This window comes from Paenibacillus sp. IITD108 (genome assembly GCF_036541265.1).
GTDB lineage: Bacteria > Bacillota > Bacilli > Paenibacillales > Paenibacillaceae > Pristimantibacillus.
The window spans coordinates 44,824-57,414 of the sequence record NZ_JAZHCT010000024.1; the positions used below are offsets into that span (position 1 = coordinate 44,824).

The following is a 12,591-nucleotide window of genomic DNA, read 5'->3' on the forward strand; positions in this document are numbered from 1 at the left end:
GTTTAGTAAACTCATGCGAAGCCTCATTCCGGATATTTATTCGATTCCGACATCATCATCCTCATTCTGGACAACGATCATCCTTTACAGCTAATTTTCATTAAAAATTGTTTTTATATACTTTGAGCTAAGACCAATGGCTTCTAGTTCTTCTTTCATTTCATGTGCATGTTCAATTTTCCTGTTAGGTACGTATAAAGCCACGCCATTACGATTTTTATTGCCTTCTGAATTTCTTACTTCGAATGCAAGTGCTTGGGCTGCAGCAGTAATTTCTGATGATTTCCCCATTATATCTATAAGATCATATTGGTCAAATATCCCTTCGGTTTTGCCTAATAGCTCTGAGTTGTTTGCAAGGTCTGTTAGTGAGGAATCAAATTTTGCACCTTCTATTGCCTTAACCAGCGCTTCTACTTGAGAAAGCTTCATCATTGACATTGTTGTTGCTAGATTAGATTCAATCCCTGAATGAAGGTTAAAAGAATCTAACATTAATCGTCCCACTCTTTCCGTGCTAATTTGTGGATTTCGCTCCATTGCACTTATCCACGTCGTATAATACAACCCTCCAGCGGGGGTTAAATCTTCAGAAGCTATAAGATATTTGCCATGGTTTCTAAGGGCATAGGCGGTTTCAACTGTGCCCATAAGACAGGCATCAAAGACGATCAAGTCGAAATACATATCTGATGCAGCGATTGCTTTCGAAAGCTCCGAAACTTTCACCGTTTTTCGGTCGTTTAGCTCGTCTGCGCCAAATCCACCCATTGTACCATACCCATGGTCCCATAAAATCAGTATATACCTATCATTTGGTGCAACGGTTTTGCCCCAAACAAGAAAATCCCTTAGGGTTTTAGGATCTGATGCGTCGGTCTTGATGATACTTTTATGCTTTTCAAGTTTTCCATTGCTTACTTCAAAACGTTCTGCTGCACCATCAGTCATGTAGTTGTTGTGATATTTAAGCGTTCCACCTGTTTGAAGCAATACTTTCGTATTTTTATTAGGCTGACCACGAAAAATTTCTTCCAAATCACTTGTTAGCCGACCTTGTTGTGATTCAAGGTCAGAACCAATGGCATATATTAAAATCGTCGAGGAATCAAATTTTTTATCCTGCTCCCAAAGTGATCTTGCCTCGTTTAAACGTTGCGTTGTGAAAACATCTGTTTCGCGAAGGATTTGACCTAATGTTGCAATTTGGTTTTTGGGTCTTGTGTTTAAAGCATAGCTGCTTATTTTGGCAAGAGTTCCCCGATTGAATGCGACTTCTTTTGTAAGGTCTAGACCCAAGACTATTGAGGCAAAAGGAACCGCGGATTCATATGTAAAGTCGCCTTTTGTTTCTGAATATCCCAAAACCCTTAAAACCATTGCACAATATTGTTTGAGAGAGATTGGTTGCTTACCTCCAAAACTATGTTCATTAATTCCGTTAACTATACCATTTGTATATGCAAACGATACATAAGAACTTTCCCAATCAGTATCTTTAAAAGGATTTTTGTAGGTGTTTTTCTGAATATCTCCTTCCTTCCCCCACAGTCGAAGCATCATCACAAGGGCTTCTGCTCTGGTAGGCACCCGCGAAAGTTCATATCCATTCCCCGTTCCTTTGAACAATCCCAAGTGGTTAAGAGCTTCTGCATAGCTTGAGTTTTGTGCCACTGCTGTTGGAGTTATTGCAAGAAGAAAGATTAAAAAAATGATTACACTTCGGATATTTTTCATCAAATTCCGACCTTTCTATTTGAAAATTTCCTTCTTAAATGTAAAAAATAAAAAAGCAAGCGCCATCACATACATGACACGCGTCATCGTTCCCTTGGGCGAGAAGGTGTCAACGCCCGTTCCGCTGCATATGCCATTCTTTCGGACATAGGCGACCGCATCGTAGAACCAGTCCGTTGGACTAACATCTCAAAACCCGCCCGTTGGACCAACAGACAGGAAAATTCATGTCTAATTTTGTAAACTTATTTTATCATGCTAGATGGGACCTCTGGTGAATTACAAAGAAAACTTTAAGTTCGCACTTAGAATAACGGCAGCCTTCATCTACAGGATCTGGCCATATCCGTGAACTGGGATAAGAGTCGATTGCAAAGTTAGCGGAAAGAACAAAAAATGGGTCAACAACGTCAAATAATGCCCCAACGCCATGATCCCATTTTTTCCAACGAATAAAAACTATCCCCAACCCGAGCCGGGCTAAGTAAACCCCAATATTTTACGAATATTTCGCCCTACATATGGTAGTCTACCAAACTTAACGCAATGTTCGCGCTTGCAACGCACTTCTGGCAACCAGCATATATCCTGTCCCCCGAATCGTAACAATTCTCTCAGGATTGGCAGGGTCAGTCTCGATCTTTTTACGTAAATTACTGATATGTACAGCTACCGTTCTAATATCCTCCAAGCTCTCCATTCCCCAAGTAACCTGGAACAACGCATCGACACTGACGACACGATTAACGTTTTGTGCCATATAGGACATTAAACCGAACTCTTTTTTCGTTAACAGGATGGTTTCACTCCCCATGTTAACGGACTGAGCGTAGAAATCCAGCGTCAAACCCGGTAACTCCAGCAGTTGATCCTTTCTGCCCGTCGACACTCTGCGAAGGTGAGCCTTGATCTTGGCCATGAGTACTCCCGGACTGAACGGCTTGGTTACATAATCGTCGCCGCCATAGGATAATGCGCTGATTTTCACCTCGTCTTCCTCACGGCTGCTCAGAAACACAATCGGCGCATTCGTGTAGCAGCGTGCGTTCATGCACCAATCTATACCATTTTCATTAGCCAGCATGACATCCAGTACAATCAAATCGGGCTCGAAAGACTCAAGCAGCTTCATGGCTTCTGTCCCGCTATGACTGTAGGAGGATAGAAACCCCTCCCTCTCGCAATACACCTGAACAATCTCACATATATGGGGATCATCATCGACGATCATTATTTTGTGCGTGGCCACCACATCGTCACCTTCCTTCATTTACAATACAAGGGATCGATACATAGAAGATCGCCCCCGTCTTGCCGTCGCTCTCCGCTCGAACCGTCCCTCCATGCGCTTGTACGATTTCCCTGCAAATCGCCAGCCCGAGCCCGCTGCCTTCTACGCTCTTCTCCACGCCCGGTCGATCATACTTGTAATTGCGATCGAAGATTTGCTCGAGCTGATCTGGAGGAATACCCGTGCCAGAATCTTGTACGCTAATAATCGCATATTGGGTATGATTCACCTCGTTCACAGCTAGCGCAATTCGCACCAACCCATCACTAGAGGTGAACTTCATCGCGTTCGACACTAGATTAAACAACGCCTGCTCCAGTCTTTGCGCATCCATCTCGACAACAGGTGATTTGGTCCCTTGATCTTCCGTATCTCTGGTATCCAGCATGAAATTGAGCCCTGCATCACGCACAACCAGCTCATATTGTTCAAAAAAACGACGTAAAAAGTGATGCACATGAACCTGCTCCATTCGGTACGAGACTTGTCCCGTCTCCAAATGTGACAAGAAGGATAACTCCTCAATCATGCGGTTAATCCTTACAGTGTTATCCCGGATATACTTCAGGTACTGTTCATTATGTTCTGGCTTGACCTTGTCCTGCACAGCTTCTACATAACCAAGCATGTTGGACAGCGGCATACGCAGATCATGCGTAATATAGGCAAGAAGCTTTTTTCTCCCTTGCTCGTAGTGAAGCAACCGGTCATACGAAGTGCGGAGATCATCATGAGCTGCGGATAAGGCCTGCGTGCGTTCCTGCACGGTCCGTTCCAAATTTATATTCATTTCGGTCAGCTTGTTGTTAGCGTCCTGCAGTTCACGTGCAATCCTTTCTTCGTTCGATGCAGCCCTCGTAAATCTTGAAGAAAGCAGAATCATCTGTGCGATCGTAAACACCAACAGACCAAGCGGAGATGTATTTCCGATTCGTGACCATTCGTTGTAATATAAAAAATCGTTGATGACCGTCACTAAAGCAACCATCGACACCAGCAGGAAGATCAGTGCTCCCTCCATACGCCGCACAGCCGATTGGACCAGCCCAACCATCAGATACACCATGTGCAGAACAACGATTACACCGATTATCAGTAACATTTTTGAATATATTAGTGCAGGGGTCACCACAACAACTAGACAGAGTACGCCGGTTACGATCCGCGTGGCAAGACGAAACCAACTCGACACATAATTCGGAAAAATGCAATTAGAGTACTTTGTGATAATATAACCACTGCTGCAAAGAATCAGGTACTCGATCTTAAACTGCAATTCCCATGGAAAAGCTGGCCACAATTGTGTGATCAAGAGCTCGCCGACCAGCAAGGATCGAATACCGAACAACAAGGTGAACAGACCAAAATACAATGGGGCTCTGTCTTTGCGTCGCAGTATGAACAATAGCAGGTGATAGATGCCAATTACCAGCAGGCTTGTGATTATGAACATTTCAGCAGCAATTTTCAGATTTGTCCTGACCATTAACACATCACTGCCGCCCAATTCGATATACTTGGTGATACCGCCTCGCTTATGATGGAAGTTGGCTGCTTGTATAACCAGTTCCACGGTGTCATTCTCGGGCTGGATGAACACCAGCTTTGTTGCAAGATGAGGTGTCACTCTGCTCTTGTCCTGACCAACCAGACCGACTTCTGCCAGCAGCTCGCCATTCACCCATAATTTATACGCATGAAAAATAGTCGGCACCCTCAGAGCAAGCCTCTCATTTCGATCCTGCTCGCTAAGCTGGATGACCACCCGAAAGGTTGCAAAGCCTGTACCGTCCAGTTGCTGACCATCAAACCAATAGCCTAGCCAGGAGCCCGGGATACTGATCCAGCTGTCATTATTTCCGTCCCTTGCCAAGCGGATCTGTATGTCCTCCGGCGACAGCAGCTCTTGCCAGTAGAACGCCCACTCCCCTTTTAACTTTAGCGGATTCTCACTGACATGAACCTGCGTTAAATCCAGAACGCCTTTTTCACTTTGGAGTTTAGGGGAGTCCGGTGCAGGGATAACAGCATAGCTTGCAACCAAACCGACAACAACGGCTGCAGCTATATATAACAAGATCGTACGAGAACCTAATCGGAGAATACCCCTCATTATGAACCTGACCCCAATCTACATTAGTGCAATAAGTAAGTTATCTAAATAATATCATCATTTAAGAAATTTGTGCCCTTAAAATATCTGAGAGGCTTCAACACAAAAATCACTATGAGGTCCTTTTTGTGAGCGTAAGAAAAACCGTCCATCCCTGGACGCTTCCTTAACGTGCAAACCCACAGTACGTTTTACTTGAGCTACCTTGCGCTTAAATCGAATGGTTTTACTCTCTAGACAGCACTATATATAATAGAATAGACTTCAAATCCTGATGGATTCCTTTATTGTATACTGCTTTCCGCAATACACCTTCTAACTGCATGCCTGATTTCTCCATCACTTTAGCCGAACCAATATTGTCTAATAGACAACGCGCCTCAGAAAATTATTTATTCATTATACATGTAATACATAAGATAACAATAGAATTCGCCAAAATGAAATGCTCACAACTCCACTAGAGACAAGAATAATAGTAAAAAGAAGCTGTCGCATCAGCAGCTTCACTACTCAGAAACAGCTCAATAAAAAAGCGTAAGTTCCAGGGATAGATTCCCTTTGAACTTACACTTTTAGCTTCAATGACGTTTACTTGCAGGCAGGTAAAAGTTGAACAACACCTTTCCTCCAAACTATCTCACGGTAATCTAGCCCTTTTCTCAATCAATACCTTACTAAGGTTGATCGGACAACCCCATTCCTCGTCAAAACCGCTCTAACGGTTGCCAACGAGGCTATTTCGATGTTTTTAACCGAATTTATATTTTAACGGTTGTCATGGGCGCTATTGGACCATTTTCCTAAGAAATCAGCGGTTTTTACGATATTAAGCACGATGGCAACCGTTAGAAAATTTAATGCTTCATTTTCGCATGATTAGCGCCTGTGGCAACCGTTAGAAGTTACCTTTGGCATGCTTACTTACCATCGCATCGAGCAATGTAAAGAGGATTGCATTTGACTGAGCCAAATATTCGTCTTGATCCAGCATTTCATTAGGTTTCTGCACATATATGCCTGGCTCCAAATCATCGGGGCAATGATCAACCAGCCTTCGAATACTCGCATTACTGCTCTCCAAATGGAATTGGAGCCCAACTACGTGGTCATCGTATTCGAAAGCTTGATTGGCGCAGCCTTTGCTAAATGCAATGCGCATGGCAGCAGGTGGAAGCTCAAATGTATCTCCATGCCAGTGAAATGCCGTAAAATCTTTGGGCAGCACCTTGAAAAGCTCAGTATGCTTAGACCAATTCGTCAACTGTATGGGAAACCAGCCAATTTCCTTATGCTCGTTTTTGTAAACCCTGCCGCCGATAGCCTCTGCAATGAGCTGTGCCCCAAGGCATATGCCAAGCACCAGCTTTCGCTGTTGTATGGATTTTTTTATAAACTGCTTCTCACGAGCAAGCCATGGATATTTCTCTTCATCGTATACACCCATCGGTCCGCCCATAATGACGAGCATATCAAATTCAGATAGTTCTGGAAATCGATGATTATCGTAAGTTAAAGACCCTGTCAGCATATACCCTCTCTCTTTGGCCCAATCGCTTATATACTCAGGCGTTTCAAAAGGGACATGCTGCAAATAGTGAATTCTCATCGTAATTCCACCCTCTATCGTTATTGTTGTACCTAAAACTACATATCTAACTATAAAACAAGACAAGCAGGGTTGCCTCCCCCCTGCTCTCTACCTAAATGAGTATAGTTTTTTTGTTGGAGGGAGTATCTGGATTCGAACCAAAACCTAAGGTTATGCACACCTTCGCCTTGCCATTTGGCTATACTCCCCTATGAATTGCATGCAAGCTAATTTATTGGAGGGAGTATCTGGACTTGAACCAGAACCTAAGGCTATGCACGCCTTCGCCTTACCATTTGGCTATACTCCCTAACAAGAACATCAACTAGCTATATTTTAACAATACTTTTTTTGATCAATATGATCAATTTCAACTTTTTACTAATAATGATTGGTTTAGCCTATCAATCTTTCATTTTCTATTCGTCATTGCACCGTTTCTTTTTAAGAGAAGTCTAACTGCAATGACGAATCATGTAGGTGTGGACTATTGCCGCAATCAACCGGTTGCGTTCATTATGCTAAAATCAGCTTCCTATTCGGCCAAGGATAAACGGCTCCGTCATCCTCTGGACTGGCGCGTTTACCGATGAAATATAAGAACAGATATAAGGTGCAAAAACTTATGCTTTCTTATATTTTAAGAATATCTTCCGGCATGCTCAATCTATGTTGAGCTTCAGTACTTTCGGGCTGCTTGGCTCCCCACAATGCGAGAGCAAAATCAATTCCAGCTCCGTTCGCGCATTTCTGATCATATACCGTATCCCCAACATAAAGCGTTGTTGCCGGATTTATACCGGTTTGTTCTACATATTTCAATAAAGGATCCGGTTCTGGCTTATGCTTTGCTGTATCATCTGCACAAATAATATGGGAAAAATAATGGTGAATGCCAAGCGGTATAAAATCGACCTGAAACTCCTCCCGAGTTTTAGAGGTGACAATTCCAATATGAATATTATCTTCCACAAGTTTTTCGAGCATATCTGTAATGCCTGAATAGAGAGTCATCAAATCGTTATGCTCCTTCAAATATTGCAGCAGTCTGGCATCTGCACGATCAACATCAGGAACCTTGAGCAGTTTCAAGCTTTTCTTAGTCGGCATGCCTAATACAGGCGTCAGCTCTTCCGCAGAAAACTCTCTGCCGAGCTCTTCAAGCAAAACCTTGTGCAAGGATATTAGAATGGCCTGATCTGAATCAAGAAGCGTTCCATCCACGTCAAATACAATGTTCTGATACATGTTCAATCCTCCTCAGCCAAATCTTTTTTGAAAATCGGCCATAAAATCAGTCAGCGCCTTACATTGTTCGAACGTTACCGCATTATAAATCGACGCTCGCAAATGCCCCGCATCCCGATGCCCCTTTAGCCCAACAAACCCATGCTGTGCTGCTTCCTGTAAAAACTTTTTTTCTAAATCGTCTGAGCTAATTCCGAAGGTGACATTCATTGTCGAACGGCTTTGCGGGTCGGCAAGTCCCATATAGAATCCGCCGCTCTCGTCTATCGTGCTATACAGCAAATCAGCTTTAAGCTGGTTGCGGCGTTCAATGGCCTTCACCCCTCCATTATTACGGATCCATTTAAGCATAAGATTGACAAGATATACTCCAAATACGGGCGGCGTATTATACAGTGAACCGCTATTGGCATGTACGCGATAGTTCATAATATCAGGAATATGGGCAGAAACACGATTCAGCATATCCCGCTTCACAATGACAATGACAACACCTGAAGCTCCTAAATTTTTTTGCGCGCCGGCATAAATCAGCGAGAAATTGGAAGCGTCAAAAGAGCGGGACAAAATATCACTGGACATATCCGCAATAAGCGGAATTTCTCCTGTATTAGTAAAGCTTTGGAACTGGGTGCCTGCAATCGTCTCATTAGTTGTAAGGTGAACGTAAGCAGTTTTCGGATGAAGCTTCATATGCTGTAAATCGGGCATTTTCTTAAATTGATCTTCCTCTGAGCTTGCCGCTATAGCAGTCTCGCCAATCTTTAGCGCTTCGGCGATCGCTTTTCCCGACCATGTGCCGCTGTGCACATAGCTTCCTACGCGTCCAGCTGTCAAGAAGTTCATAGGCACCATAGCAAACTGCGTGCTTGCGCCTCCTTGCAGGAATAGCACCTCATACTCAGATGAGATTTGCAGCAGTTGTTTGAGCAGCTGCTGAGACTCATCGTTGATCGCTTCATATTCCTTACTTCGATGCGATATTTCGAGTATGGATAATCCTGTCCCTTGAAGGTCCAAAATTTCCTCCTGCACTTCAAGCATCACTTCTGAAGGCAGTCCAGCTGGTCCTGCATTAAAGTTAAAAACTTGATTCATTTCCATATCCCCCTACTATTCTATAGATATTTCGAATGATTTATCTTACAATGATTGTAATAACCTATTATTTTATAGCTTGATAAAGGAGAACACCCAATGGAATTGAAGCAGTTAGAGTACTTTATGGCCGTTTGCCGAGAGCTGCATTTTACACGTGCTGCTGAAAAGCTTGGCATCGCACAGCCATCATTGAGCCAGCAAATTCGTCTTTTGGAGCATGAAATCGGCACACCGCTATTTGATCGAGTCGGCAAAAAAACGATTATAACCGAAGCGGGGAAAACATTGCTCCATCATAGCTATAATGTTTTTCACGAGCTGTCGCAGGCAAAAGCCGCGATTAGTGAAATACAAGGCTTAGAACGCGGCACTTTAAAAATCGGCGCTCTGCTTACGGTCGTCAATTACTTGCTTCCGCCTACAGTAATCGGATTCCATCGCAGCTACCCGAATGTAGAGCTATCCGTACTTGGTCTGCGGACAGGCGATATTTATAATGGCCTGTTGCAAAATGAGCTTGATTTGGGCATTGTATTTTTGCCTATGGAGCATGACGATTTGGAGACTATCCCGCTCTACAAGCAAAATCTTGCTCTTGCGGCGCCGATTGATCATCCTATTGCTAAAAAGCCATTTGTAAAGCTGGACGTTTTGAAGGACACTCCATCCGTCTTATTGCCAAGCACTTATTTTATGAGACAGTTAATAAATGAAAAGTGCCGCGAGCAGGACTTCGCACCCCAGCCTATTATGGAAATGACAACGATGGAGTCAATCGTTAATATGGTCTGCAAAGGGGTTGGCGTCACTATCCTGCCTAAAGCTTATCTTGATTACATCGACAATAAGCAGATTCGGACAATTCCGATTCAAAATCCAGTGCTCACCACCCAAATCGGTATTGCCTATCGAAAAAACAAATATTTATGCGCAGCTAGCCGCGTGTTTATGGAGCAATTAATTACAACGGTAAAAAGTGATCAGTTTGACTAGGAATGCTTAAGGGGATGCCGATTACTCGGCATCCTTCAGCACGCTTGCAATAATATTTACAGCTTGATCGACTTCTTCATTCGTTATATATAAATTCGGTACTAGCCGAATGACATGCGTCCCCGCTGCCAGCACAAGCAAGCCGTGCTGGACAAGCTTCTGAATAATCGGCGCAACGGGCTGGTAACATTCAATGCCAATCAATAGACCGATACCTCTTATCGACTTCACAGCCGAATAGGACTGCAGCTGATTATTGAGTCTCTCTAAGGCATATGCTCCAACTTGATCCGCGCGATCATACAAACGCTCTTCGACCATCGTTTCTAGTGTAGCAATACCTGCTGCTGCAGCGAGCGGAGCGCCTCCAAAGGTGGAAGCATGACTGCCTGCCGAAAATGCCTCGCGCAGCTTCTTCTTGCCCATCATTGCCCCTATCGGAAAGCCGCTTGCCAGCCCTTTGGCCAGTGTAATAATATCCGGCTCAATCCCATAATGCTCATAAGCAAATAATTTTCCCGTTCGCCCTATCCCAGTCTGTACCTCATCCACAATAAGCAGCAGGCCATACTGCTGGCACAAGGCTGAAAGCTGGCGAACAAATTCATGCTCCGCAGGGTATAAGCCTCCCTCACCTTGCACGAGCTCCAGCATAATAGCAGCCGTTTTATCGGTAATTTTCTCTTTTACAGCTGCAATATCATTATATGGCGCATATGAGAATCCGCCTGGCAGCGGATAAAAGCCGTCCTTCACTTTATCCTGTCCGGTAGCCGTCAACGTCGCCATTGTCCGGCCATGAAACGACTTCTCGAAAGTGATAATTTCGTATCTGTCGTTGCCCAGCACCCGCTGATGATATCTTCTGGCACATTTTATCGCAGCTTCATTCGCCTCAGCGCCGCTGTTACAGAAAAAAACAAGATCTGTACAGCTGTTTTCTGCAAGCAATTGAGCAAGTCTTTCCTGATTAGGAATATGAAACAAATTAGAAACATGCCAAAGCTGATCAAGCTGCTCCTGCACCTTTTTCTTTACTTTTTCAGGCACATGACCCAGATTACAAACCGCAATCCCAGCCATAAAATCTAAATATTGCTTGCCCCCATCATCCCAGACCTTGCTGCCTTCCCCTTTTACAAGCGTAATCGGATATTTCATATACGTCGGGAACAAAGCGCTGCTCGTCTCTACAGTATTCATATGATCTCACTCCCCACCGAACATTACGCGCGTACGGCTTCCTATGGCGTAGACGCTATTTTGTTTTAATCATACAAAGGGAATTGCGAAGTTATCTCTTTCACTCTTTGACTCATCTTTTCCTGAATCGTTGAATCATTTGGACTTTTTAATGCTTGTGCAATTATATCCGCGATCATTTTCATCTCATTGGTTCCCATGCCTCTTGTCGTTGCAGCAGGCGTTCCAAGCCGAATTCCGCTCGTAATCAGAGGACTAGCTGTATCAAAAGGAATCGTATTCTTGTTCACAGTAACGCCGATATTATCCAAAAGCAGCTGAGCTTCTTTTCCATTCAAGCCCATATTGCGAAGGTCGATTAGCACAAGATGATTATCCGTTCCCCCAGATACGACATGGAAACCTTGTTCCATTAAAGCTTCCGCCAATACTTTGGCGTTCTGAACGACACGCTCCATATAATCTCTAAATTCTGGCTTGGCATTTTCTCCAAATGCAACCGCTTTAGCTGCAATCACATGCATTAACGGACCGCCCTGCGTAGTAGGAAAGACTGCTTTATCAATGGCTTGAGCCCATGAATTGCGGCATAAAATGACGCCTCCTCTAGGTCCGCGCAGCGTTTTATGAGTGGTAGTCGTTACAAAATGTGCATGCGGGACAGGATTGGGATGCAAGCCAGCAGCGATAATTCCAGCAATATGCGCCATATCAACAAAGAACAAGGCGCCGATCTCTTCTGCAATTTGGGCAAAAGGCTCAAATTCAATTGTGCGCGGATACGCACTCGCTCCTACGACAATCATGCGCGGTTTATGTTTATGCGCCAGCTTGCGCACTTCATCGTAATCGATGCGGAAGGTTTCGCTATTTACGCCATAAGGGACAAAGTTATACAATTTTGCCGCAGCATTCGCCGGGCTGCCATGCGTCAAATGTCCGCCATGTGCCAAGTTCATGCCAAGAATAGTATCGCCCGGCTTCACGCTGGCGAAGTATACGGCCATATTTGCTTGCGCGCCTGAGTGGGGCTGCACATTGGCATGCTCTGCTCCAAATAAATCCTTCACTCTTTGTCTCGCCAAATCTTCTACGACATCGACGTGCTCACAGCCGCCATAAAACCTTTTTCCCGGATAACCTTCAGCATACTTATTAGTTAAAACTGTTCCCATCGCTTCCAAAACGGCGCTGCTCACAAAATTTTCAGACGCGATCAGCTCGATTTTATCGCGCTGACGTCCCAGCTCCAGCTGAATCGCATCAGCAATTACAGGATCTTGTTTAAGTAAGTAATTCATTTCAGTATCCTCC

General features: G+C 44.1%; 10 protein-coding genes, 2 tRNA genes and 1 pseudogene. 2 read left to right on the forward strand and 11 right to left on the reverse strand.

The annotated features are described in order from the left end of the window. Window positions 1-90 precede the first annotated feature (90 nt). The 7 genes and pseudogenes from V1L65_RS19690 to V1L65_RS19715 form a co-directional block, all read right to left on the reverse strand. Window positions 91-1,737 (reverse strand): clostripain-related cysteine peptidase, encoded by a 1,647-nt coding sequence (locus tag V1L65_RS19690; RefSeq protein WP_331700946.1) that lies wholly within the window; start codon window positions 1,735-1,737, stop codon window positions 91-93. 15 nt (window positions 1,738-1,752) lie between these two features. Next, window positions 1,753-1,914, reverse strand: a pseudogene (locus tag V1L65_RS28775) (S-layer homology domain-containing protein); the annotation flags it as partial. Between the two features lie 361 nt (window positions 1,915-2,275). After that, the gene (locus V1L65_RS19695; protein ID WP_331700947.1) at window positions 2,276-3,007 is read right to left on the reverse strand and encodes a response regulator transcription factor; all 732 of its coding nucleotides are present in this window, start codon (window positions 3,005-3,007) and stop codon (window positions 2,276-2,278) included. Beyond that, entirely contained in the window at window positions 2,994-5,141 is a 2,148-nt protein-coding gene (locus V1L65_RS19700) for a sensor histidine kinase (protein ID WP_331700948.1), read from the reverse strand. The genes V1L65_RS19695 and V1L65_RS19700 overlap by 14 nt, the downstream gene beginning before the upstream one ends. An 898-nt stretch (window positions 5,142-6,039) precedes the next feature. Beyond that, window positions 6,040-6,750, reverse strand: coding sequence for a type 1 glutamine amidotransferase (locus V1L65_RS19705; RefSeq protein ID WP_331700949.1), 711 nt, complete (start codon window positions 6,748-6,750; stop codon window positions 6,040-6,042). Between the two features lie 117 nt (window positions 6,751-6,867). Next, a tRNA-Cys gene (locus V1L65_RS19710) sits at window positions 6,868-6,941 on the reverse strand. Window positions 6,942-6,968: 27 nt separating this feature from the next. Next, window positions 6,969-7,042: transfer RNA gene (locus V1L65_RS19715), tRNA-Cys, on the reverse strand. A 154-nt stretch (window positions 7,043-7,196) separates the two neighbouring features. Here V1L65_RS19715 and V1L65_RS19720 point away from each other — a divergent pair. Then, window positions 7,197-7,325, forward strand: a complete 129-nt coding sequence (locus V1L65_RS19720; protein WP_331700950.1) for a hypothetical protein — start codon at window positions 7,197-7,199, stop codon at window positions 7,323-7,325. Window positions 7,326-7,365: 40 nt separating this feature from the next. Here V1L65_RS19720 and V1L65_RS19725 read toward each other — a convergent pair whose 3' ends face one another. After that, window positions 7,366-7,980 carry an HAD family hydrolase gene (locus V1L65_RS19725; protein ID WP_331700951.1) on the reverse strand — a complete coding sequence of 205 codons (615 nt, stop codon included), beginning with the start codon at window positions 7,978-7,980 and terminating at the stop codon, window positions 7,366-7,368. A 12-nt stretch (window positions 7,981-7,992) separates the two neighbouring features. Beyond that, entirely contained in the window at window positions 7,993-9,078 is a 1,086-nt protein-coding gene (gene serC / locus V1L65_RS19730; protein WP_331700952.1) for a 3-phosphoserine/phosphohydroxythreonine transaminase, read from the reverse strand. A 99-nt stretch (window positions 9,079-9,177) separates the two neighbouring features. Between serC and V1L65_RS19735 the strand changes: the two genes are divergently transcribed. Beyond that, window positions 9,178-10,074 carry a LysR family transcriptional regulator gene (locus V1L65_RS19735; RefSeq protein WP_331700953.1) on the forward strand — a complete coding sequence of 299 codons (897 nt, stop codon included), beginning with the start codon at window positions 9,178-9,180 and terminating at the stop codon, window positions 10,072-10,074. Between the two features lie 21 nt (window positions 10,075-10,095). Here the strand turns inward: V1L65_RS19735 and V1L65_RS19740 are convergent, their stop codons facing one another. Both V1L65_RS19740 and glyA read right to left on the reverse strand, forming a co-directional pair. Beyond that, entirely contained in the window at window positions 10,096-11,277 is a 1,182-nt protein-coding gene (locus V1L65_RS19740; RefSeq protein WP_331700954.1) for an acetylornithine transaminase, read from the reverse strand. A 65-nt stretch (window positions 11,278-11,342) separates the two neighbouring features. Next, window positions 11,343-12,578 (reverse strand): serine hydroxymethyltransferase, encoded by a 1,236-nt coding sequence (gene glyA / locus V1L65_RS19745; protein WP_331700955.1) that lies wholly within the window; start codon window positions 12,576-12,578, stop codon window positions 11,343-11,345. Between the last annotated feature and the right edge of the window lie 13 nt (window positions 12,579-12,591).